The organism is Anaerococcus hydrogenalis, from assembly GCF_002871895.1.
Lineage (GTDB): Bacteria > Bacillota > Clostridia > Tissierellales > Peptoniphilaceae > Anaerococcus > Anaerococcus hydrogenalis.
Genome location: NZ_PNHP01000001.1, coordinates 459,826 through 484,712, shown reverse-complemented (window position 1 = coordinate 484,712; position 24,887 = coordinate 459,826). Strand labels below are relative to the sequence as shown.

Annotated in this window: 18 protein-coding genes; 14 read left to right on the top strand and 4 right to left on the bottom strand. The window is 27.7% G+C overall.

What is annotated here, in order from left to right:
• The first annotated feature begins 2 nt into the window (after window positions 1-2).
• The 14 genes from rpoZ to CJ192_RS02330 all read left to right on the top strand — a co-directional run bounded on the left by rpoZ (window position 3) and on the right by CJ192_RS02330 (window position 18,210).
• Complete coding sequence (gene rpoZ / locus CJ192_RS02395) at window positions 3-191, top strand: DNA-directed RNA polymerase subunit omega (protein ID WP_004816458.1); 189 nt, start codon at window positions 3-5, stop codon at window positions 189-191.
• Window positions 184-1,356: a bifunctional phosphopantothenoylcysteine decarboxylase/phosphopantothenate--cysteine ligase CoaBC gene (gene coaBC / locus CJ192_RS02390; RefSeq protein WP_102197628.1), complete on the top strand. Its 1,173-nt coding sequence runs from the start codon at window positions 184-186 to the stop codon at window positions 1,354-1,356. The genes rpoZ and coaBC overlap by 8 nt, the downstream gene beginning before the upstream one ends.
• 9 nt (window positions 1,357-1,365) lie before the next feature.
• A complete protein-coding gene (gene priA / locus CJ192_RS02385) occupies window positions 1,366-3,744 on the top strand; it encodes a primosomal protein N' (protein WP_102197627.1) in 2,379 nt (792 codons plus the stop codon).
• A gap of 9 nt (window positions 3,745-3,753) precedes the next feature.
• Window positions 3,754-4,860 carry a signal recognition particle-docking protein FtsY gene (ftsY, locus tag CJ192_RS02380; protein ID WP_102197626.1) on the top strand — a complete coding sequence of 369 codons (1,107 nt, stop codon included), beginning with the start codon at window positions 3,754-3,756 and terminating at the stop codon, window positions 4,858-4,860.
• Window positions 4,861-4,997: 137 nt separating this feature from the next.
• Window positions 4,998-5,771, top strand: a complete 774-nt coding sequence (gene rpsB / locus CJ192_RS02375) for a 30S ribosomal protein S2 (RefSeq protein ID WP_102197625.1) — start codon at window positions 4,998-5,000, stop codon at window positions 5,769-5,771.
• 10 nt (window positions 5,772-5,781) lie between these two features.
• A complete protein-coding gene (gene tsf / locus CJ192_RS02370; protein ID WP_180960880.1) occupies window positions 5,782-6,453 on the top strand; it encodes a translation elongation factor Ts in 672 nt (223 codons plus the stop codon).
• Between the two features lie 144 nt (window positions 6,454-6,597).
• Complete coding sequence (gene cysK, locus CJ192_RS02365) at window positions 6,598-7,509, top strand: cysteine synthase A (RefSeq protein WP_102197623.1); 912 nt, start codon at window positions 6,598-6,600, stop codon at window positions 7,507-7,509.
• Between the two features lies 1 nt (window position 7,510).
• Window positions 7,511-8,038: a serine O-acetyltransferase EpsC gene (epsC, locus tag CJ192_RS02360; RefSeq protein WP_102197710.1), complete on the top strand. Its 528-nt coding sequence runs from the start codon at window positions 7,511-7,513 to the stop codon at window positions 8,036-8,038.
• Between the two features lie 74 nt (window positions 8,039-8,112).
• A complete protein-coding gene (locus CJ192_RS02355) occupies window positions 8,113-9,852 on the top strand; it encodes an ABC transporter ATP-binding protein (RefSeq protein WP_102197622.1) in 1,740 nt (579 codons plus the stop codon).
• Window positions 9,839-11,578 (top strand): ABC transporter ATP-binding protein, encoded by a 1,740-nt coding sequence (locus CJ192_RS02350; RefSeq protein ID WP_102197621.1) that lies wholly within the window; start codon window positions 9,839-9,841, stop codon window positions 11,576-11,578. The genes CJ192_RS02355 and CJ192_RS02350 overlap by 14 nt, the downstream gene beginning before the upstream one ends.
• Window positions 11,579-11,662: 84 nt before the next feature.
• Window positions 11,663-13,201, top strand: coding sequence for a ribonuclease Y (gene rny, locus CJ192_RS02345; RefSeq protein ID WP_102197620.1), 1,539 nt, complete (start codon window positions 11,663-11,665; stop codon window positions 13,199-13,201).
• 155 nt (window positions 13,202-13,356) lie between these two features.
• A complete protein-coding gene (locus tag CJ192_RS02340) occupies window positions 13,357-14,511 on the top strand; it encodes a hypothetical protein (RefSeq protein WP_102197619.1) in 1,155 nt (384 codons plus the stop codon).
• Window positions 14,512-14,572: 61 nt separating this feature from the next.
• A complete protein-coding gene (locus tag CJ192_RS02335) occupies window positions 14,573-16,828 on the top strand; it encodes a glucosaminidase domain-containing protein (protein WP_102197618.1) in 2,256 nt (751 codons plus the stop codon).
• A 389-nt stretch (window positions 16,829-17,217) separates the two neighbouring features.
• Window positions 17,218-18,210 (top strand): tyrosine recombinase XerC, encoded by a 993-nt coding sequence (locus CJ192_RS02330; protein ID WP_102197617.1) that lies wholly within the window; start codon window positions 17,218-17,220, stop codon window positions 18,208-18,210.
• A gap of 22 nt (window positions 18,211-18,232) precedes the next feature.
• Here the strand turns inward: CJ192_RS02330 and CJ192_RS02325 are convergent, their stop codons facing one another.
• From CJ192_RS02325 to mutS, 4 genes are read right to left on the bottom strand one after another with little or no spacing between them, the layout of a single operon-like run.
• Window positions 18,233-19,528: a methionine gamma-lyase family protein gene (locus tag CJ192_RS02325; RefSeq protein WP_102197616.1), complete on the bottom strand. Its 1,296-nt coding sequence runs from the start codon at window positions 19,526-19,528 to the stop codon at window positions 18,233-18,235.
• Window positions 19,518-20,471, bottom strand: a complete 954-nt coding sequence (gene miaA, locus CJ192_RS02320; protein WP_102197615.1) for a tRNA (adenosine(37)-N6)-dimethylallyltransferase MiaA — start codon at window positions 20,469-20,471, stop codon at window positions 19,518-19,520. Before miaA ends, CJ192_RS02325 begins: the two co-directional genes overlap by 11 nt.
• Window positions 20,461-22,266 carry a DNA mismatch repair endonuclease MutL gene (gene mutL / locus CJ192_RS02315; protein WP_102197614.1) on the bottom strand — a complete coding sequence of 602 codons (1,806 nt, stop codon included), beginning with the start codon at window positions 22,264-22,266 and terminating at the stop codon, window positions 20,461-20,463. The genes miaA and mutL overlap by 11 nt, the downstream gene beginning before the upstream one ends.
• Window positions 22,263-24,872, bottom strand: a complete 2,610-nt coding sequence (mutS, locus tag CJ192_RS02310; RefSeq protein ID WP_102197613.1) for a DNA mismatch repair protein MutS — start codon at window positions 24,870-24,872, stop codon at window positions 22,263-22,265. Before mutS ends, mutL begins: the two co-directional genes overlap by 4 nt.
• Between the last annotated feature and the right edge of the window lie 15 nt (window positions 24,873-24,887).

Sequence of the window (24,887 nt, the reverse complement as noted above, 5' to 3'; positions counted from 1 at the left end):
ATATGAATAATCCATCTTTTAAAGATTTAGCAGAAATAAGTTCAAGTAGGTATGAGATTTGCATGATGGCGGCAAAAAGAGCAAGAAGAATTGTTAATGGTTCGGATCTTTTAACTAAAGATCACGAAGATAAGCCTGTTACTCAAGCTTTACATGAAATAATGGAAGGAAAAGTAAAGAAAAATGATTAAGGGTAAAAATATTCTCCTAGGTATTAGTGGGGGAATTGCCGCTTATAAAGTCTTAGAACTTTGTTCAAGATTAAAAAAAGAAGGTGCAAACCTAAAAATTATTATGACTAAGGGGGCTTGTGAATTTGTAAGTCCTTTGTCATTTGAAACTATGGGTAAATGTATTGTTTATTCTGATATGTTTGAAGGCCACCATGATAGAGTTTATCATATTGATTTACCAAAATGGGCTGATGTATTTTTGGTAGCTCCATTAAGTGCAAATACACTTGCAAAAATGACTTATGGGATAGCAGATAATATGCTAAGTGCATCTCTTTTGGCTTGTGATAAGGATATAATTGTTGCACCTACTATGAATACAAATATGTTAAATAACAAGGCTACTCAAGAAAACCTTAAAAAAATTAAAGAAAGAGGTATACATATTATAAATCCTAATTCAGGTCTTCTAGCTTGCGATACAAGAGGAGATGGGAGAATGGAAGAGCCTGTTAATATTGTTAAATATCTAGATTATTATTTTACAAAAAAAGATTTAAGTGGTAAAAAAATTGTAGTTTCAGCAGGTCCAACAGTAGAGCCTATTGATTATGTTAGATTTATCTCTAACAAATCTAGTGGAAAAATGGGATATAATATAGCAATCGAGGCTTTTAAAAGAGGGGCAGATGTAAAATTAATTTCAGGTCCTGTAAATCCTATGGATACGGATGGGATTGATAAGATAAATATTAGAACAAATGAAGAGCTTAAAGATGCTATTGAAAAAGAATTTGATGATTGCCATGCCTTAATAATGTCAGCAGCACCAACTGATTATAAGGTAAGAAATGCTAGTGATAAGAAAATAAAAAAAGATGGCAATAATTTAAATTTAGAATTAATAGAAAATATTGACATTTTAAAATACTTTGGAAATAAAAAAAATAAACAAATTTTGATAGGGTTTGCTGCAGAAACTGATGATTTAATAAAGAATGCAAAAATAAAACTAGAGTCTAAAAAAGCAGATTATATTATAGCTAATGATTTGAAGAAAAAAGGTGCAGGATTCGATGTTGATACTAATATAGCGTCTATTTTGTCAAAAGATAAGGTAGATAAGTTAGACTTAATGTCAAAAAAAGAACTAGCAAATAAAATTTTAGATCTTTTGGTATAAGGTGATAACTTGTATTGTTTAGTAATACTTGATAATAAAAGTAGATTTTTAGATCAATCTTTCACTTATCATGTGCCAGAAAAATTTGAAAATAAAATACAAAAAGGGATGAGGGTTATAGTTCCATTTGGCAAAGGCAATAAGAATACTATTGCCTTTGTTTATGATTTGGTAGAAAATTTAACCACAGAATTTAAAACTAAGGATATTTTAGAAATTGTAGATTCAAAAGCTCTTGTAGATGAAGAGCTTATAGATTTGGCTTTTTATATGAATAGGCGCTATCTTTCTCCGCTTAGATCTTGTGTTAGGCAGATACTTCCGCCTGGAAAAATTGACAAGATAAAAGAATATTATTATCCAAGTAAAAATTTGAAAAAAGATGATGAATTTTATGAAGTTTTCAAAAATAAAATTACAAAGAAAGAAATTCTTAATAAATATAATATAGAGGAAGATTTATTAAATCAATATAAGAAGAATGGACTCATAAAAACATCTTTTGATATAAATTCAAATCAAAAAATTAATTATACCTATATTTTCAATTTAAAAAAAGAATATGATGATAAAAAATTACCATCAAATGCCAAAAAACAAAAAGAGATATTAAACTATTTGAAGTATCACAAAGATGTCGAATACAAAGAACTTCTAAAAAACACTAAGTCTAGTAAAAATTCTTTGGATTCCTTAATAGAAAAAGACTTATTAGAAATAAAAAAAATTGAAATAAATAAGCAAATTATAGGTAAGGTTAAATACTACAAAAAACCTATATTAACTGATGAACAAAATAAGATTATAAAAAAAATAATGGATCAACCTAATAAATCCTATTTGCTAAAGGGCGTTACAGGAAGTGGTAAAACCGAAGTGTTTTTGCAAATTGTAGAAGAAAATTTAAAAAATGGCAAAGATTCAATAATTTTAGTTCCAGAAATTTCCCTAACTCCACAGACTATTGAGAGGTTTCAAGGTAGGTTTAACCAAAAAATAGCCATACTACATTCAAGACTTACTCAAAAAGAAAAGTTTCAACAATGGAGAATGATAAAAAATGGTGATGTTAAAATTGTTGTAGGAGCAAGGAGCGCTATTTTTGCCCCCTTTAAAAATCTTGGTGCTATTATTATTGATGAGGAACATGATAAAAGTTATATCTCATCACAAGACCCGAAATTTCATACAGATGAGCTAGCTTTATTTAGGCAAAAATATAATAAAGCTACTTTAATTTTTGCATCAGCAACACCATCAATAAAAACTATGACCAAAGCTTTAAATGTACAATATGACTTAGTTGAATTAAAAAATAGAGTAAATGGGAAAATGCCTAAAGTAGAAATAGTTGATATGAGAGAGGAATTAAAAAAATCAAACTATTCTATGATTAGCTCTTCATTATATGATAAAATTTTAGAAAAATTAAAAAATAAGGAACAAATAATTTTATTTTTAAATAAAATTGGTCATAATTCTTTTACATTTTGCAGAAATTGTGGCTATGTTGTAAAATGTGAAGCTTGTGACGTAGCTATGACCTATCACAAAAATGTTTCGAAATTAGTTTGTCATTATTGTGGAAGAACTAAAAATCAGCCAAGAGTTTGTCCTGTATGTGGATCAAGTAAAATTAAAGAATTTGGAGCAGGGACTGAAAAGCTAGAAGAAGAAGTTAAAAATTTATTTCCTGAAGCAAACATCATAAGAATGGATTCTATGACTTCAAAAGACAAATCATCTTATGACAATATGTATAAGTTGATGAAAGAAAAAAAGGTGGATATATTAATAGGAACCCAAATGATTGCTAAAGGGCTTGATTTTGAAAATGTCACCTTAGTTGGAATTATAAGTGCAGATTTATCTTTAAATATTGATGATTATACTGCCTATGAAACAAGTTTTGAGCTTATAACACAAGTTTCTGGTAGGGCAGGAAGGTCCAAAAAACAAGGTCAAGTTATTATTCAAACTTATAAACCTGATAATTTTGTAATAAATGCAGCAAGCAAAAATGATTACCAGTCATTTTATAATTATGAGATACAGGCTAGAAAAGCCTTTGAATACCCACCTTTTGTAAATTTAATTACTATAAAAATTTTAGATAAATCTAGGATTAAATGTATAGATATTTCAAAAAAAATAAAATATTATCTAGATTTAGAATATAAAGAAAATGTTAGGCTGAAAATTATAGGCCCAAATCCATGTAAAATATCTCGTATAAACAATAAATACAGATATAATATTATTATAAAATTAAAAGACTCACAATTAGAAGAAGTTTCTAGTTTTTTAACAAGACTTAGAAAATATTTTATTAATAGGAACAAAGATACAAGTATTATAATAGCTTTAAATCCGAGTGATATAAATTAAGGAGAAAAAATGTTTGATTTTTTTAAAAGAAAAAAGAATGAAAATGAAAAGCAAGTAGAAAGTGAAATAATAGAAGAAGTTGAGAAAGAAAATCCATTAGAAGAAAATGAAGATGAAAATATAAGTGAAGATGTAAACAATACACAAAATAAAGAAGATGAAGAAAAAGAAATAATAAGTGAAGAGAACGAAGAAGAATTAGGCTTTTTTGAAAAACTATCTAAGGGTCTTACAAAAACTCGTGAACAATTCTCATCAAAATTAAAGAATTTATTTACAGCAAATGTAAAAATAGATGATGATTTGTATGATGAATTAGAAGAAATTCTTATATCAGCAGATATAGGAATGCAATCAACTATAGAAATTGTAGATGAGCTTAAAGATAAAATAAAAGAAAGATCGATAAAGAATGCTGATCAAATTTTTCCTCTATTAAAAGAAATAATGGAAGATAAACTAGATGAAAAAAATCTTGATAACGAGCTTTTAATTTCAAATGATAAGTTATCAGTTATACTTGTTATAGGAGTTAATGGGGTAGGAAAAACTACAACTATAGGAAAACTTGCACACAATTTAAAAAAAGAAGGGCATAAAGTAACCTTAGCAGCTGCTGATACATTTAGGGCTGCAGCGATTGAACAATTAGATTCATGGGCTAAAGAATCAAATACTCAAATGATAGCTCACAAAGAAGGCTCAGATCCATCCGCAGTAATTTTTGATGCTATACAAGCAGCAAAAGCCAATGGCTCAGATGTTTTGATTTGCGATACAGCAGGAAGACTTCATAACAAAAAAAATCTAATGAACGAGTTAGAAAAAATTAATAGGACAATTTCAACTCATGCTAATAATGCAAATAGAGAAAATCTATTAGTTTTAGATGCAACTACAGGACAAAATGCAATAAGTCAATTAAGAGAGTTTAAAAATGTTTGCGATATAACCGGCTTAATTTTGACAAAATTAGATGGAACTGCAAAAGGTGGAGTGATTTTCCCACTACAAGTAGAACTCGAAGTGCCTATTAAGTATATTGGAGTTGGTGAAGGAATTGATAATTTGGAAAAATTCGATTCAAAATCATTTGTCAAAGCCATGATAGAATAAACTTGTAATTAAATATTATTTATGGTATATTATTTTAGTACTATGCACATCTTTGGATAGATTTTTACGTTGCTAATATTAATTAGTTTAAAATTTAGTAGAAAAAGATGGAAGAAATTAAACGGAGGTAGATAATAATGTCAGTAGTATCAATGAAAAAATTATTAGAAGCTGGTGTACACTTTGGACACCAAACAAGAAGATGGAACCCTAAGATGAGTAAATTCATCTTCACAGAGAGAAATGGAATCTATATTATAGATTTAGCTAAAACATCAAATCAAATTGACAAAGCCTATGAAGTAATAAAAGATATTGCAAGTGAAGGTGGAAGTATTTTATTTGTTGGAACTAAAAAGCAAGCTCAAGATTCAATTGAACAAGAAGCTAAAAGATGTGGTCAATACTATGTATCTAACAGATGGTTAGGTGGAATGTTGACAAACTTCAACACAATAAGAAATTCTGTAAATAAACTTAAAAAGTATGAAACAATGGAAGAAGATGGAACATTTGATCTTTTACCTAAAAAAGAAGTTCTTCAATACAACAAAGAAATGGATAAACTAGAAAAAAATCTTGGTGGTATCAAAGAAATGGAAGAACTACCAGATGCTTTATTTGTAGTAGATCCATCTAATGAACAAATTGCTGTTCATGAAGCTAAAATTTTAGGAATTCCAGTTATCTCAATTGTAGATACTAACTGTGATCCAGATGTTGTAGATATTGCTATTCCAGGAAATGACGATGCTATTAGGGCTGTAAAACTTATTACATCAGTAATGGCTGATGCTGTTATAGAAGGTAACCAAGGTAGTGAGTTTACTGTAAACGAAGAAGACTTTGAAGAAGTTGAAGAAGAATCTGTAGACTCAGTAGAAGAACAAGAAGAATCTATTGAAGAATAATTAGGAGGATATTATGGCAGTAACTGCAAAATTAGTAAAAGAATTAAGAGAAAAAACTGGTGCTGGAATGATGGATTGTAAAAAAGCTTTGACAGAAACTGATGGTGATATTGATCAAGCGGTTAAATTACTAAAGGAAAAAGGACAAGCTACTCTTGATAAAAAAGCTGATAGAATAGCAGCTGAAGGAGTTATTGGTTCATATATTCATAATGATAAAATAGGTGTTATTGTAGAAATTAACACTGAAACAGATTTCTCAGCAAATACAGATGCAGTAAGAGAATTTGCTAGGAATATAGCTATGCATATAGCTGCTTTAAATCCACTATACATCTCTGAAGAAGATGCTGATGAAAAAGATGTAGCAGAACAAAGAGAAATATTAATAAAACAAGCTATGAACGAAGCTAATGATAATATGCCTGAAGACAAAAAAGAAATGATAGCTCATAAAAAAGTTGAAGGTAGACTTAAAAAATATTTCAAAGATGTATGCTTATTAGATCAACAATATATTAAAAATCCTGATCTTACAATTGAACAATATCTAAGAGATACTTCAAATAGTGTAGGAGAAAACATCAAAATCAGAAGATTCGCAAGATTCGAAGTTGGTGAAGGATTAGAGAAAAAAGAAGAAGATTTCGCTAAAGAAGTTCAAAGCCAAATGAACGCTTAGTAATTTTTAAGAAAGCCCCAGGGCTTTCTTTTTTTATATGAAATTCTTAGTGTTTTACTATGAATTAATTGAAAGATTTATTTTTTCTAATATAATGAATAAGATAAAAATGAAATTTTAAATTAGCATTTTAAAGGAGTTAAAATGACACTAAATACAAATTCAAAAGAGTTAATTGGAAATACACCCTTATTAAAGTTAAATTCCTTGAAAAAAGAAGGTAGAGCTGACATCTATGTAAAAGTTGAAAAAAACAATCTTGCAGGTTCTATAAAAGATAGGATTGCACTTTACATGATTGAAGAAGCTGAAAAATCTGGAAAATTAAAAAAAGGTGATACAATTGTTGAACCAACAAGTGGAAATACAGGTGTAGCTTTGGCAGCACTTGCTGCAGCAAAAGGATATAAATGTATTTTAACTATGCCAAGTTCTATGAGCATAGAAAGATCTAAACTAGCAGAAGCTTACGGGGCAGAAGTTATAAGAACGACAGAAAATGCCTTGCAAGGTGCTGTAGATAAGGCAGTAGAATTATCAAAAAAAGATGGATATTTTATGCCTGATCAATTTTCAAACCCATCAAATGTCAAAGCTCACTACGAAACAACAGGTGTAGAAATTTTAAATGAAATTTCTCCTGATGCTTTTATTGCTGGAGTTGGAACAGGTGGAACTGTAACAGGTGTTGGAAGAAGATTAAAGGAAAATAATGATAATGTTAAAATTTATGCTATTGAGCCATCAGAAAGTCCGCTTTTATCTGGAGGTAAAGCTTCAGGTCATAAAATTCAAGGAATTGGTGGAAACTTCATTCCTAAAAATTTAGATTTTGATGTAGTGGATGGAATAGTTGATGTAAAAAGTGATGATGCAATTAAAACATCAAGAGACCTTGCTAAAAATGAAGCTTTAGCTGTTGGAATTTCATCAGGCGCAAATGTATTTGGTGCTATAGAAATAGCAGATAAATTAGGAGAAGGAAAAGCAGTTGTGACAGTATTACCAGATACAGGTGAGAGATATTTGTCTACACAATTGTATGACTTGGATTAATATGACATATGAAGAATATAAAAAAGAATTAGTTGAGGCGGCTCTTTTAAAAGACCCCGCCTTAACTAAGGCTGAAGAAGCAATTAAATTTTCTCCAGGTATTAAGGCTTTGTTAGCTCATTACAAGGCCCATAAATTATATTTAGAAGGTGAATTTTCAAAAGCTAACGAAATTAGTTTAAACGCTAGGAAAGAAACCGGTATAGAAATTCATCCTGGTGCAAAAATTGGTAGAAGATGTTACATAGATCATGGAATGGGTGTTGTAATAGGAGAGACTGCTGAAGTAGGCGATGATGTTTTAATGTATCATGGAGTTACTTTGGGTGGAGTTAAAAATGAAAGAGTAAAAAGGCATCCAACAGTAGGTAATAATGTTTTAATCGGTGCTGGAGCTATTTTGTTGGGAAATATTACAATTGGTAATTATTGTAAGATAGGCGCTAATTCTGTTGTACTTGCTGATGTTCCAGATGATTGCACAGCTGTAGGTGCGCCAGCAAAAATTATTAAACATAAACATAATTAAATTATAAAGGGACTGTTTTAGACGAATTTTAAAAATAAGTTTAATTAACAGCCCTTTTATTTTAAGGGGTTAATATGTATAAAAAATTTAAATGGTTTATAGACTATTATAAAAAAAATTATATAATTGGGATTATATTTCTATTGCTTAGCGATGTAGTTTCTCTATTTTTACCATATATAATCGGAAAATTGATTGATTTGATTTATCAAGGCTCAATTGATATATATTATTTTACAAAAATAATAATATTTACGATTATAATTATTATTTTAAAATATTTTCTCGCTATGGGCTGGTCTTATAATGTATTTAAGGCTAGCGGTAGTATAGAATATCTTACTAGAAATAAGTTGATGAAAAAATTTCTTGGTCAATCACAAGAATTTTTTGAAAATAATTCTACTGGATCTTTAATGGGAAAGTCTACCAATGATATAACACAAATATCAATCATGGCAGGATATGGTACGTTATCTTTGATTGATGCTACAGTTCTTCCTTTAAGTATAATTTTGGTTATGATTTTTACCATTGATTTAAGACTTACCCTATTATCAATTTTGCCCTTACCTTTTATTGCTTTAATTTATTTTAAAATAGGTGATAAGATATATGATAAATCAAAGAAAGTAAACCAAGCTTTTGACAAATTAAATGATACTGTTTTAGAAGATGCAGAAGGAATTAGAATAATTAGGGTTTTTAATATTGTAGAAAATAGAAGAAAATTATTTTATGAAAATGCAGACAAGCTAGCTAAAAATAACATAATTTTAGCCAAATATCAGGCTTTGCTTGCACCTGTTGAAAGAATTATTACTTCATTAACTTTTATTATTGCGATAGGATTCGGAGCTTTCCTTATGAATTTAGGACAAATTAGTATAGGACAGATAGTTTCATTTACTTATTACCTAAATATGCTAGTTTGGCCAATGTATGCCTTGGGCGATTTTATAAATTTAAAACAACAGGCAAGTGCATCTATGGATAGAATTAATGAAACATTAGAATATAAAGAAGATATTATAAATTCAAGTAATAAAAAAAGTTTAGATTCTCCAGTAAGTATAGAATTTGATAAGCATAGCTTTAAATACCCAAGTTCAAAAAATAATATTTTAAATGAAATTTCTTTAAAAATAAAAGCTTCAACTTTGCTTGGTATTTTGGGGAAAACTTCTTCAGGTAAAACCACTCTAATAAAGCAATTATTAGATATATATAGGGTTGATAAGTCCAGTATTTATTTTAATGATGATGTTTCATCTGATATTTCCTTTAAATCTTTTAAAGAAAAAATTGGATATGTGCCACAACAGCATATGATTTTTTCAGATACTTTAAGGAATAATATTTTATTTTCTAACGAAAATGTAAGTGAAGAAGAACTTTTAATAGCTATAGAAATAGCCGACTTTAAAAAAGATATTGATGGGTTTGAACTTGGTTTAGAAACAGTAACTGGGGAAAAAGGTGTTTCCCTTTCTGGTGGTCAAAAACAAAGATTGTCTATTGCAAGAGCTGTTGTAAACAATCCAGAAATTCTTATTTTAGACGATGCTATGAGTGCAGTTGATGCTAATACTGAAAAAAATATATTAAATAATTTAATCAAATATAGAAAAGATAAAACAACTATTATCATAGCTCACAGAATTAGCCAAGTTCAAAACTGCGATAATATAATTGTTCTAGATGAAGGTGAAATTTCAGAAATGGGGAATCATGATGAACTTATGAAAAATGGAAAATGGTATAAGAAACAATATGAAGATCAGATTTTAGGTGATAATAATGAACAATTATAAGAAAAAAGAAAGCTATACTAGATTAAGGAATTATGCTTTAAATGAAAAAAAATCTTTATTTATAGGTTTTATATTTTCTTTCTTACGTACTATTTTAGAAATAATTGGACCGATGATTATAGCCTATCTTATTAATAAAGTTTTAAAAAATAAGATGACTAACAAAGATTTTAAAATTATTACCGTATTATTATTTTTATACTTTATTGTATTTGTATGTTCAGGTATTCTTTTAAATAGATCCAGGGTATACTTTCAAATTTCTGCAAATAAGATTGCTTCAAAAGTACAAAAGGATGTTTACGATAAAGTATCTACATTTCCAATTTCATACTTTGACAATCTTCCCTCTGGAAAAATTGCATCTAGAATTACTAATGATACCAATAAATTAAAGACTATGTTTCAACTACTTTTTTCTGATATAGTAAACGCAATAATATTAATAGTTGGTCTATATATTACCTTGTTAATTACGGATTTTATTGCAGCTATAATGCTTTTAATCCTTATGCCAATAGTATTTATGATATTTAAAACCTATTTGAACAAGACTTATGCTTACACTAAAGATATAAAAATTTATACAGCAGATATAAATGCTAAAATTAATGAATATATACAAAACATGGAAATAATCCAAGTTTTTAATAGGGAAAATTTTATATTTAAAAAGTTTGATAGGATAAATAAGAAAATTTATAATATAAATTTAAACCTATCCAAGTTAAGGTCCTACTCGGGCTATAGGGCTATGGATATCATTCAATTTTTAGCCATAATTATTGTCTTGATATATTTTGGCGTAGGATCAATTACAAACATATATTTTGTAACAATCGGATATTTGTATATGGCTATAGATTATACTACAAAAATATTTAACAATATTAATACAATTATAATGAGATTTGGTGATGTTGAAGATGCTCTATCATCAGCTAACCATATATTCGAACTTATGGATATGGATTCTTTAGAAAAATTAGAAAAGAGAGAAGTAGATTTAAGTCAAGATATTAAATTTGAAGATATATATTTTTCATATACAACTGAAGAAGTGATAAAGGGATTATCCTTTAATGTAAAAAGTGGGTCTTCTATAGCCTTTGTTGGGCAAACAGGTTCTGGAAAATCAACTTTAATAAATCTTTTATTAAATTTCTATTCTCCTAGAAAAGGAAAGATAAGTATTGGTGATATAGATATTAATAAAATAGACAGAAACGACTTGAGAAAAGATATGGCAGTAGTTTTGCAAGATGCTTTCTTATTTAAAGATACAATCAAAGAAAATATAAGTATGGGTGAGAATTTTACTGATAAGGAAGTAATAGATTCATTAAAAAAAGTTGGAGGAGACAAGCTGTTACAAAGAGGGATTGATAGTCAAATATTAGAAAATGGATCAAATTTAAGTCAAGGTGAAAAACAACTTATATCTTTTGCAAGAGCTTATATTAGAAATCCAAAGATTTTAATATTAGATGAAGCTACTTCTAATATAGATACAGAAACAGAAAATATAATCCAAAGAGGAATTAATGAACTAAAAAAAGATAGGACAACATTTATTGTAGCTCATAGACTTTCTACTATTAAAAATGTTGATAAAATATTGGTATTGTCCCATGGAGAAATTTTAGAAAGCGGAAATCATCAAGAATTGATGGATAAAAATTGTCTTTATAAAAAAATGTATCTAAAGCAAATTAAGGAGAAATAAATTTAGAAAAACTTTTTCGTATAATTATAGATTTATGATATAATTAATTACAGGATGTAAATCCAAAAAATAGGAGGTGATACTATGAATTTAAATCAAATTATTCTATCTGTCGCCTTCATAATATTAGCTTTTTTTATAGGCTATCTTTGTAGAAAGAAAATAGGTGAATCAAAAATTTCTTCTGCAGAAGAATTATCTGCAAGAATTATTGATGAAGCGAATAGGGATGCTGAATCCCTAAAAAAAGATGCACTCATAAGTGCAAAAGATGAAATTTCTAAACGAAAACTAGAAAGTGAGCTAGAAATAAACAAAAAAAATAATGAACTTGCTACTAAGGAAGGTCATCTTTTAAAGAAAGAAGAAAGTCTAGATAAAAGATCCTTATTATTAGATAAGAAATCTGACGAAATCTCTAGTGACCAAAAAAAGTTAAAACAAAAAGAAGACAGAATTGAGAAACTTATCGAAGAACAAGAATTGAAGTTACAAGATATTGCAGGTCTTACAACAAGTGAGGCCAAAGATATTTTACTTCAAAGCTTAAAGAATGATGTTGTTCATGAACAAGCTAAGATTATCAAAGAATTTGAAGAAAAAACAAAAAATGAAAGCAAAAAATTAGCTTCAGAAATCATAGCAACAACAATTCAAAGATATGCGGCCGATGAGGTAGCAGAAAGCACTGTTACTGTAGTATCATTACCAAGTGATGAAATGAAAGGTCGTATTATTGGGAGAGAAGGTAGGAACATAAGAGCTTTTGAACAGTTATCAGGAACAGATTTGATTATTGATGATACACCAGAAGCTGTAGTAATATCTGCATTCGAACCAATCAGAAGAGAAATTGCTAAAGTTGCATTAGAAAGATTGATACTTGATGGAAGAATTAATCCTTCAAGAATCGAAGAAATGTTAATAAAGGCAGAAGATGAAGTTGAACAAAGAATAATTGAAGATGGACAAAGCGCTATTGAGGAATTGGGAATACACAACCTTCATCCTCAACTTGTAAGACTTGTAGGAAAACTTAAATTTAGAACTTCTTATGGACAAAATGTTTTAAAACATTCCATAGAAGTTGCAAAAATTGCAGGAATGCTTGCTCAAGAATTAGGTCTTGATGAAAAAGATGCTAAAAGAGGTGGATTACTCCATGATATAGGAAAAGCCATTGACCATGAGGTTGAAGGTACTCATATATCAATTGGAGTTGAGGCTGCAAAAAAATATGGTGAGAATAAAAACGTAATAAACTGTATACAATCTCATCACGGAGATGTGGAAGCAAATTGCATAGCGGCAATTTTAGTGCAAGCATCAGATGCTATATCAGCAGCAAGACCTGGGGCAAGAAGAGAAAGCTTAGAAAATTACATTAAAAGGTTGGAAAACCTAGAAGAAATAGCTAATTCATTTGATGGAATCGAAAAAACTTTTGCTGTACAAGCAGGAAGGGAATTAAGGGTGATGATAAAACCTGAAAAGATATCAGATGATCAAATGGTTGTAATTGCTAGAGAAATTGCACAAAAAATTGAAAATGAATTAGAATATCCTGGTCAAATAAAAGTTAATGTAATAAGAGAGTCAAAAGCAATTGAATATGCTAAGTAAAAGAGAGGGGGACCTCTCTTTTTTGTTACAAAAAAGTGTCAAATTTATTTCTGTTTATTATAAATGAAAATACTAATCAAAGCCTTGACATTATCAGATTTAATCTATATAATTAACATATATAAGCAATAATAACAATACTGAGGAGTGAAAATATGAAACAAAATAAAAACAAGAACATTACAAAAATTACAAGCGGGGCCTTGGTTTTACTATTAGCGAGTGGATGCTATATTGGCAATTCAAATGCTGATTCCGAAAAAAATATAAATGAAGTAAAAAATGCTATTGTCGATCCATCAGAAACAAAATCAGAAGAACAAAAATCAATTACTAAGGCATTAGAAAAGTTAGGTGCAAATAATAAAGGTATAGAAAATACTCCAGAAACAAATAAAAGTAATTCTGAGTTAAATACTTCTAATAAAGATATAGCTGAAAAACAAGTAGAAGAAGCAACTAAAGTAGTACCTATAGATTCTCCTGAGGATTCTAATAATAAAGATGAAGAAAAACAAAATAATATAAATAAAGGTAATAATAAAGAAAACCCAGCTGAAAGCGCTGGGTCTCAATCTTCTCAACCAGATAAAAAAGTAGAAAATCAAAAAGATACTGAGAAAACAGAAGATAATTCTAAATCTGCAGATAATAATCAAGGTAACGCTGTGATTAAACCTTCACAATCTGATAAAGAAGAAAAAAAACAAAAAGAAACTAAAAACGAAAATAAAGATAAAGTAACTGATAAAAATAAAGAAAAAAAAGAATCTGAAGATACAACTACAAATTCTAAAAAAGAAAATACAGAAACTGACACAGAAACAAACAATAGTGTTCAAAAAAATCAAAATAAACCTAAATCTCAAACAGTTCCAGGACAAGGTGATGATCAAGATTCTAAAAAATTAAAAAGTGAAATTGCTAGTGAAATAAATAATATCAAAGCTTTAGTTAATGATGGAACTTGGAGTGAAGAATCTGTAAAGGCTGCAAAGACAAAAATAACAAACTTAGAAGCATTTTTACTTAAAGGTGATTTAAAAGATAAAGACCTAGCTGAAGTTAAATCTGCTATAAATTATATACAAATAAATGTATTAAAGAAAAAAGTAGTAAAAGAAACAAATGTAGAAAAAAATGATGATAAAAAAATAGTTTCTAATAAAGAATCTAATAAGCCATCTCAAAAAACAGTTATCAAATCAAACACAGATAACGTTCAAACAGGAGTAGGTTCATTATCATCTGTACTTCTTACATTAGGTTCTTCAAGTTTAGCTTTATTTGCAGGTAAAAAAAGAAAATAATAAAATCATTTAGCTAATAATTTAATTTATTAGCTAATATTTTTATTTTGAAAGGATATATATGACAATAAAAAAATCTAAATTTATACTTTCATCTTTCATAGCCTTAACAACTACTATTGCCACTAGTAGTATTTCTTTGGCTGATGACTCAGAATACCAAGATAAGGTTTATGAAGTATATGAAAAGTATTCAGAAAATAAAGAACAAGTTAATAAGGATAATAATAGTAAGGATCAAAAATTAGAAGAAACTGACGAAAGTAATGCTAAAACAAATGAGGATTTGAATAACGAAAATACTCAAGAAAGTGTTAATTCTAATCTTAGTAAAAATTCTATTAATAAAACTGAAGAAGATGATAGTGATAAAAAGGATTCTAATCTAGATAATAAAACCTCAAAAATAAATAGTAATAATATCTCCGATAAGGTTGAATCAACAAATATTAATAAAGTTGAAGATGATAATTCTAATCAAATAGAAAATAATGATGAGAATGAACTTGATCTTTCTCCTGAAGTAAATGCTGCAAGCTTTAGAAGTGTCTCTAGTTATCAATCTAGATCTTATAGTCCAGCAAACAATTATATAAATACGTATAATACAAAAGATGAATTTTTGACAATGCTACAAAGCCATGCTGAATTAGCAAAACAATATAATATCTTCCCAGAAGTAATGATGGGACAAGCTATTCTTGAGTCTGGCTGGGGACAATCAATACTTTCTAAACAAAGTAAGAATATTTTTGGAGTTAAAGTACCTAACAATGAAAAAGGTCAAGGAAAAGGTGATCTTTACGATACTTATGAATATATAAATGGTAAATATGTAAAAGTTAAGGCCGAGTTTAGAAGATTTAACACCTATGAAGAAAGTATTAGACAATACTTACAATTATTAAGTGGTCCTTATTATTCTAGATACGGAGTAAGTAGTGCAAAAGACTATAAAGAACAAGTACAAAGAATAAAAAATGCAGGATATGCTACAGCACATAACTATGTTAGCTCTGTATTAAATGTTATAGATAAAAGTGTTTTACCTAAATATAAGCAAAGCCAAACCTCTGCTTCCACTTATTCTAGACAAGCAAAAAAATCATATCCTAAAAATTCCTGGGTAAATAAAGGTAATGACAGATATTATACCGATCCAAATGGAAACTTTATTGGTGATGGAATATATAAAATTGGATCTAATAAATATTATTTTACAAATGGTGGAAAATTAAGAACAAATACAAAAATCATCACAAATATTGGTGCCTATATTATTAAATCAAATGGAATTATGTCACCTATTATAAATAGATGGATAAGGGTTAATAGTGATGACTATCATACCGATAGCCAAGGTAAGCTTAATAAAGGAATATTTGTAATTGAAAATAAAGTTTACTCATTTGATTCTATTTTAGGAAAATTAGAAAAAAATAAAATTTTTAAGGAAAATAATTATATTTATGCCTCTGACAGCAGCGGATCAATAAATAAAAGATCTAATACTAGAACAGTTATAGGAAATTATGAATATTCAACTGATTCAAATGGTAAAATATTTAAATCTTTAGATTTAACGAGAAAACCTGAAGTTAAAATTTTAACCTCATATTTAAGTAATGGTAAAGCTTATAATAAATTTAGCAATAATACTGTTCAATTAGCTAGAAATTCATGGGTAAATGTTGCTGGTAAAGATTTCAGAACAGATTCAAACGGTAGTGTATTATATGGTATTCACAAAATTGGTAACCATTATTACCACCTTACCTATAATGGAATTTCAAAAGGTTACAAAGTTTATGTAAACAAACACCTATATTCTTTCGATAATACTGGTAAAGGATACTTAGTCTCTAGCAATTATACTCCAGTAAGAGATTTGGATGTAGCTATTGGATGGATGAAACAAGCTATGAACTTCCACTATGAATATAGTATGGATTGGCAAAAGAGAAATCAAATAGGATATGCTGACTGTTCTTCTGCTGTTTATAGAGCTATGAAACATGGTGGTTTTATTTCTAAAAATACTCCTAATGGAAATACTGAAACATTATTTGAATTAGGTAGAAGAGGACAAATTTTAAAACAAATATCTGAAAATGAAATTAGATATGGTGATATATTTGTAGCTGGAGTACCTGGAAAATCACTTGGTGCAGGCGGCCATACAGGATTTATCCTAGATAGAAATAGAATAATTCACTGTAACTATGCAGATTATGGAGTTTCAATAACTCAAAGAAAAGGTAGAATGGGAGATACTAAATATCCTGTTAGATATTATAGGTTAGTTGGAGCAAGATAAGACTTTATAAATCGTATGCGTGAAATATAGCATGCGATTTTTTTTATTATAAATTAATATAAAAAAATAAATAATTTCATTAATGCAATTGTATTAGTGAAAATATAAAATCGCTTAAATCGTAAATTAGAGCCTTGTAAAATTTATTGATTTTTGAGATTTGATTAATGGAGTATAATTTTGCAAATTTTATCAGTTTTCTTATTTAGATTTATAAAAAGAATTAATATGGCTTATTTTATAAAATTAAAACCAGGATAAGAATATAGTCTTGGGGAGTGATATATTAACGGAAAAATCATTGCACAAAATAATAATTTTGTGCAATGATTGATATTTTTTTCTTTTTATGTTAAAATTAACTATAGTTAAGTTAGTTAGGAGATTTTATGAGTATTACAACACCATTAATTTTAGATGATTACTTATCTTATTTAAAGTCAATCAGAGCCTTATCTGAAAAAACTATTAGTGAGTATCGATACGATCTTATTAACTTTATTTATTATCAAATTTTAAGAAAAGTCTACTTTAATGATAAGGAAAATTTAAATAAGGATATTGAAGATGAAAAAATTAATATCAATAAAATATTTAATAAATCCTTTATTAGTGATATTAATATTCAAGATATGTATTCTTATATATCATATTTAGATAATGAATTAAACGACAACGCTTCTACTAGATCTAGAAAAATTTCAGCTTTAAGGTCATTTTATAAGTATTTGCACCAAGAAATTGAAATAATTGATAATAATATAACAGAAAAATTAAGAAATCCAAAAATACAAAAAAGACAACCAGTATACCTTACCTTAAGCGAAACCGAACACTTATTAGATACAATAAATGAGGAAAAAAATGAGTTTTTAAGAAATAGAGACATGGCAATTGTTTTTACCTTTCTTACAACTGGTATGCGTTTATCAGAACTTGTTAGTGTAGATTTAAAGGATATTAAAGATGATCATTTTACAATAATAGGTAAAGGAAATAAAGAAAGAACCATATATCTTACCAAAAATTGTATAGATTTAATAGATAATTACATTATGATTAGAAAAAATTATTTAAAAGATATTAAAATTGATGCCCTATTTATTTCTACAAGAAAAAAAAGAATATCTAACAGGGCTGTTCAATCTACCGTTGATAAATATTTGAAAAAGGCAGGATTTGATACAAGGGTCTACTCCACTCACAAATTAAGACATACAGCAGCAACCCTTATGTATAAATATGGAAATGTTGATATAAGAGCTTTGAAGGATGTTTTAGGTCATGAAAGTGTTTCAACTACTCAAATTTACACTCACTTGGATAATGAAGATTTAAAAAGAGCTGTAAATAAAAATCCTTTATCAAATTTAAAAATATAAGCCCCAATTTTGGAGCTTATTTTTAAGAATTTATTTTTAAAGACTTTTGGTCTAAAACTTTATTATCTATATATTTTTCTAATACTTTCATTAGAGCTAACTTACCATGAAATTTATTCAATCCACCTTGAAGATAAACTGTGTATGGCTTTCTAAGAGGTCCGTCACAAGATAATTCTGAAGTAGCACCTTCCACAAAACCTCCTGATGACATTATTACCTTATCTTCATATCCGGGCATATCATCTGCAATTGGTGTTAGATTACAATCAACACTACATGATTCTTGTATTGCTTTAGCAAATAATTCCAGTCTTTCACTAGATTTTAGTTTTATAGCTTGAACTATATCACTTCTTGGATCATCCATTGTTGGAATTATTTCAAAACCTAAATTATCAAAGGCTTTTGCAAATAATAAGGCTACCTTTATTGATTCTATTGTTGTTTTGCTTGAATAATACAGACCTTGTAAAACACCTCTTGTAGTTCCAAAACTTAGCCCCTCATCTTTACCTATTCCTGGTGCTGTCAATGTATTAGAGCAGTATTCTACCAAATCTTTTTTTCCAGAAATATAACCACCAGTAAGGGCAATTCCCCCACCGAGATTTTTTATTAATGATCCAGCAATAATATCTGCCCCAATTTCTATAGGTTCTTTAGTTTCAGTAAATTCTCCATAGCAATTATCTACAAATATAATTACATCTTCATTTACCTCACGAATAGCTTTAATAGCTCTTTCAATTTCTTCTATACTAAAAGCTCTCCTATTTGTATATCCAGTAGATCTTTGAATCATAACTAACTTTATATCATTTTTTAACTTATCTTTAATTTTGTCGTATTGGATCTCTTGATCATTTTTTAAGTCTATTTTGTCATATTTAATACCCTTAGATATTAAATTACCTTTTTTATTTCCTTCGATACCTATAACTTGCTGTAAAGTATCATAAGGATCTCCATTAATTGATAGTATTTTATCGCCATAATTTAAAAGAGAAAATAAAACCAAGGATATGGCATGGGTTCCAGAAACTATATTTGGTCTGACTAAAGAATCTTCCGATTTAAAAATTGATGAAAAAATTGATTCGACAACATCTCTTCCTATATCTGCATAGCCGTACCCAGTTGCAGAATTAAAATGTATACTAGAAAGGTTGTTTTCATTAAAAGCTTTTAAAACCTTAATTTGGTTGTATTCACTAATTTTATCAAGTTTTTTAAATCTGTTTTCTAAACTTATATCAATTTTTTCTACATATTCTTCAATATTTTCATCTATATTATAAAATTTATTATAAATCATAAGTCTCCTTTGTTAAGTTTGTAATATATGATAAATTTTCTTCATCTGAAATCTTATCCCTATAAATAGGATAAGAGAAATCATAAGCTAAGTATTTTTTCATCCATGTTATTTGCCTTTTAGCATAACGCCTAGTATTTTTTTTGATTTCATCTAATAAAATTTCCCTTGAGTATTCTCCTTCAATATAAGGGAAAAATTCTTTGTAACCTATTGCTTGAAGAGATTTAGAATTTTTACTCAAAGAATATTTTTTAACTACATCTCTAAATTCTCTTTCTAATCCTTGATCAAACATTAAGTCAACTCTTTTGTTGATTTTTTCATAAAGAATCGCCCTGTCATCGTAGTTTATAAAAAATAATAAGGGATTGATTTCTTTATTCAGCTTTTTTTCACCTTTTCTTATTTGGCTAGGCTTTTTTCCACTTAGTTCATAAGTTTCTATAGCTCTTACTATTCTTTGAATTTCGTTTGGGTGATATTTTTCTGCTGCTACTGGATCAATTTTTAATAATTTTTCATAAATATAACTATTCCCATAAGTTTTTGCTTCGTTTTCTAATTTTTTTCTCAAATTCTCATCTTTTTTATATTTTCCATAATTCATATCAAAAATTATAGAATCTATATAAAATCCAGTTCCACCAGCAATTATCGGAAGTTTATCCCTTGAATTTATATCCTTGATCAAATCCCTTGCTAAATCTTTAAATTCACTTACTGAATAGTCTTGGTAAGGGTATTTTAAATCCAGACCATAATGTTTGATACCACCCATCTCTTTAGATTTTATTTTATTTGTTCCAATATCCATTTCCTTATATAATTGTTGGCTATCGGCAGAAATAATTTCGCCATCAAACTCTTTAGCTAAATTTATTGCTATATCACTTTTACCACTTGCAGTAGGACCTGTTATAATCAAAACTTTATCTGTCAAAATATTTCTCCAATTCATTTTCATCTATTGTAATTATAGTAGGCTTACCATCGTATGTTTTATATGGATTTTCAGATTTATTTAATTTATCTATAGTAGCATAAGCCTCTGATTCATCAATTTTATCACCTTTTCTAAAGGTATTCTTATTTATTAAAGAAGAAATTTTTTCTTTAAATAAACTTTCATTTGAATCATCTATATCTAGTAAATTATAGAAAAACTCAAGATTTTCTGGATTATCAAAGACAAGAGGTACAGACCTTATTATCAATTTATCAAAGGAAAAAGTATCTATTTCAAAGCCTAGTTTTTTGAAAACATCTTTTTTTTCTAAATATTTATTATATTCTTCAAGGCTGACTTTTATAATTTTAGCCTCTAACAATTGCTGTGAATTTATTTGATTTTTATCAAAACTTTCAATGAATTCATCAAACTTTATCCTTTGATCTGACCTTCTATGGTCTAATAAGAGGATTTTATCTGAATTTATGAATAAAGAATAACGATTAAAGATGCTAGTCTTATATAACAAATTTTTAGTATCAATGAAATTTTTGTTTCTCTTATCTTCTAATTCTTTGGAGGCTTTCTTTTTTTCTTCTTTTTCTATGAAATTTAGCTCTTCTACTTCAAAAAAATCATCATGGGGATCACTAATACTTTTATCATCAATATTCTCTTTCTCGTAAGAAGTTTTTTCTTCATTTACCTTATTATATAAGTTTAATACCTCAGCATAGTCATCGTAAAAGTTTAATTCTTCCTTTTGATCCTCTGGCACTTTTACTTTTTTAAAATCAGAATTTTCATATAATACTTTTGATACATTATCTTCTAAAAGTTCTATTAGATTATCTTCATAGGTAAATTTTATTTCTTTTTTATTTGGGTGAATATTTACATCAATATTATTTGTATTTGTTTTAATAAATAAGAAAAAAGCAGGATATCTTTGACTTGGAATTGAAGATTTATACCTATTTTCAATAGCTTTACTAATATTACTATTTTCAATCAACCTATTATTGACAAAAATATATTGAAAAGACCTATTTCCCCTATAATAGTTTGTATTTGAAATATAACCACTTATATCATACAAAGAATTTTTAGCTTTTATTTTTAAAATATTATCCTTTAGATTTTCATCAATAAGATTTATAATTTTATCTTTTAAGCTATCATTTTCCAATGTTTGAAAAACTAACCTGTTATCCTTGATAAATTTGAAAGAAATATTATCGTAACCTAAGGCTAAGGCTTGAATTATTTTAGAAATTTTATTTGATTCATTTATATCTGAACCCAAAAATTTTTTTCTTACAGGTATATTTGAAAATAGATTAAATACTTCTATGCTAGTCCCATTATTAGTAGCAATAGATTTTATTGATTCTATTTTTCCGTTTTTAAATTCTAATTTCTTACCTATATCTTGATTTTCTGTTTTAGAAACAGCCTTAACATCAGCACAAGAAATAATTGATGAAAGGGCTTCTCCCCTAAAACCTAAAGAAAATATCCTATAAAGGTCTGAAAAATCTTTAATTTTTGAAGTAGCATGTCTTTTAAAAGCACGTATAAAATCATCTTCTTCAATTCCGACACCATCATCTGTAACTCTAATATATGATTTCCCGCCATTTTTTATTTCAACTATTATATTTTTTGCATCTGCATCAATTGAGTTTTCAACTAACTCTTTAATAATAGAAACAGGAGATTCTATGACTTCTCCTGCTGCAATTTGTTCGATAGTTTTTTCATCTAATTCTATGATTTTCATCATATCTCCTTAATATTTTCAATAAGCTTGCTTAAAACATTTATAGCTTCAAGAGGTGTAAGCTCATTAATATTTATAGAATCAATATTTTCTTTTAACTTATCCACCTTTATCTTATATATATCGTCAATAGTATTATTTACAATATTTGTGCTATTTTTAAATACCCTGTCATCTTCATCTAGTTTATCCATAAAAATTTTAGCGTTTTCAATAAGTTCATCTGGTAAACCTGATAGTTTTGCAACCTCAATACCATAAGACCTATCAGTTTTACCTTTGGATATTTTTCTTAAAAATACCAAGTTATTATCTTCTTCCAAAATATCTATCTTTAGATTAACTACATTATCAAGCTTATTTTCAAGTATGGTAAGCTCATGAAAATGTGTAGCAAAGACAGTTTTTGCTCTTTTTTTCTTACTTAAATAATCAACAAGACTCATAGCAATAGATAAACCATCATCAGAGCTTGTTCCCCTACCAACTTCATCTAAAATTATAAAGGAATTTTCTGTAGAATTTTTCAAAATATTACTAACTTCATTCATTTCAAGCATAAATGTTGATTCACCTTTTGAAATATTATCACTAGCTCCAATTCTTGTAAATACCTTATCACAAACCGAAATACTTGCACTTTGACAAGGGACAAAAGATCCCATTTGAGCAAGAATAATAATAATTGCCATCTGTCTCATATAAGTTGATTTTCCAGCCATATTTGGTCCTGTAATGATTTGAATTAAATTATCATCCTCACCGATATCAGTATCATTTGCTATAAATTCATTTTCTTTCAAATTTTTTTCAATTACAGGATGTCTTCCATCTTTAATTTTTATGATATTATCGGTGGTAATTTTAGGTTTTTTATAATTATTTTCCAATGCAAGTTTTGCAAGAGAGTTTAATGAGTCTATTATCGAAATTAGTTTAGACAAGTATTGAAGTTTTTTGGTATTATCTAAAATAAATTCACGAATTTCTCCAAAGATTTTATATTCCAATTCATTAATCTTATCACTGGAACCAAGAATTAAATTTGATAGTTCTTCAAGCTTTTCTGTAGTATATCTTTCCTGGTTTTTTAAGGTTTGTTTTCTTATATAATAATCTGGAACAAGGTGTGTATTTGCCTTTGTTACTTCAATTGAATATCCATTATTTTTATTATAATTTATTTTTAACTTACTAATTCCTGTTTTTTCTTTCTCATCTTTTTCATAATTTATTAAGTCTTTTTCAGCAGATATTGATGACTCTTTTAACTTATCTAGGTCATCATTAAATCCTTCTTTTATAATTCCACCTTCAGTAATTACAATAGGTGGATCATTAATTATAGACTTATCTAAAATTTCATAAATATTTGAGACATCAGGTATGTTTTTAGAAAAACTTACTATATCTTTATTATCTAATTTAGAAAGATATTTCTTAAATTCTGGGATATTTCTTAATGAAGTTTTTAAGGAAATGAAATCTCTAGCATTAGCCCTTTGATAAGAAATTTTTCCGATAATTCTTTCAAGATCATATATGTCATCAAGATAAAAAGAAATCTTATGAGATATATCAGTATTCAAATAAAAATATTCAACTAAATCTAATCTTTTTTCTATTTTTTCTTTATCAATTAAAGGTCTTTCAAGCCATTCATTTAAAAGTCTTGAACCCATAACTGTATCAGCCTTATCAATTAATTTGAATAAAGAATTTTCCTTACCTTTTTTATCTATATTAGTATGAAGTTCTAAATTTCTTCTTGTATTAGCATCAAGTTGCATATAAGAAGAAATTTCAAGAATTTCAATCTCATTTAAATGAGCTAGATTATTTTTATGATATCTATAAATATAATCAAGTAAATTTGAAATAGCTATTAAGGATATTCTTAAGTTTTTAACCTTTTCAAAATTTCTCTCACCTAAATGCTTAAATACATTTTTACTTAAAGACTTATAACTATCTGTTTCATCAATTTTATTTATTAATGTTTCCTTATTTAGGTCTAAATAATCCAAAACTTTTTTATTTGTAAAATTAGAATTTATAATAATTTCGGATGGAGATATTTTTTCAATCTCATTAATTAATTTATTTGCACTAGAATCTTTATCACTTTTTATTTCAAAAGTCATCAATTTTCCAGTAGATATGTCAGCAAAACATGCCCCTATACCAAACTTATTCTCAAAAATTGACAATAGAAAATTATTATCTTTCTTATCCAAAGATTCTAAATCTACAACAGTACCTGGACTAATAACCCTAGTAATAGCTCTTTTCACTAAACCCTTTGCTTTTTTAGGATCTTCAACTTGATCACAAAGAGCAACTTTATATCCGTTCTTGACCAATTTATTAATGTAAGTATCAATTACATGATGAGGAACTCCACACATAGGAGCTCTTTTATCATGACCACATTCTTTTCCTGTTAAAGCAAGCTGTAAGGTCTTGCTGATAGTTATAGCATCAGTAAAAAAAGCCTCATAAAAATCCCCGACCCTATAAAGAAGCAAAGAATCCTTAAAATCATTTTTTACATCTACATAATGCCTTAACATAGGTGTTAATTTTTCGTATTTAAACTCTTGGTCCATATAATCACATCCTTA

Coding starts and splice junctions, on each gene's coding strand:
- CJ192_RS02330 (WP_102197617.1), top strand. CDS start 17,218: ATGAGTATTACAACACCATTAATTTTAGATGATTACTTATCTTATTTA.
- CJ192_RS02350 (WP_102197621.1), top strand. CDS start 9,839: ATGAACAATTATAAGAAAAAAGAAAGCTATACTAGATTAAGGAATTAT.
- rpsB (WP_102197625.1), top strand. CDS start 4,998: ATGTCAGTAGTATCAATGAAAAAATTATTAGAAGCTGGTGTACACTTT.
- ftsY (WP_102197626.1), top strand. CDS start 3,754: ATGTTTGATTTTTTTAAAAGAAAAAAGAATGAAAATGAAAAGCAAGTA.
- mutS (WP_102197613.1), bottom strand. CDS start 24,872: ATGGACCAAGAGTTTAAATACGAAAAATTAACACCTATGTTAAGGCAT.
- epsC (WP_102197710.1), top strand. CDS start 7,511: ATGACATATGAAGAATATAAAAAAGAATTAGTTGAGGCGGCTCTTTTA.
- CJ192_RS02335 (WP_102197618.1), top strand. CDS start 14,573: ATGACAATAAAAAAATCTAAATTTATACTTTCATCTTTCATAGCCTTA.
- mutL (WP_102197614.1), bottom strand. CDS start 22,266: ATGATGAAAATCATAGAATTAGATGAAAAAACTATCGAACAAATTGCA.
- coaBC (WP_102197628.1), top strand. CDS start 184: ATGATTAAGGGTAAAAATATTCTCCTAGGTATTAGTGGGGGAATTGCC.
- cysK (WP_102197623.1), top strand. CDS start 6,598: ATGACACTAAATACAAATTCAAAAGAGTTAATTGGAAATACACCCTTA.
- CJ192_RS02355 (WP_102197622.1), top strand. CDS start 8,113: ATGTATAAAAAATTTAAATGGTTTATAGACTATTATAAAAAAAATTAT.
- CJ192_RS02340 (WP_102197619.1), top strand. CDS start 13,357: ATGAAACAAAATAAAAACAAGAACATTACAAAAATTACAAGCGGGGCC.
- CJ192_RS02325 (WP_102197616.1), bottom strand. CDS start 19,528: ATGATTTATAATAAATTTTATAATATAGATGAAAATATTGAAGAATAT.
- rpoZ (WP_004816458.1), top strand. CDS start 3: ATGAATAATCCATCTTTTAAAGATTTAGCAGAAATAAGTTCAAGTAGG.
- rny (WP_102197620.1), top strand. CDS start 11,663: ATGAATTTAAATCAAATTATTCTATCTGTCGCCTTCATAATATTAGCT.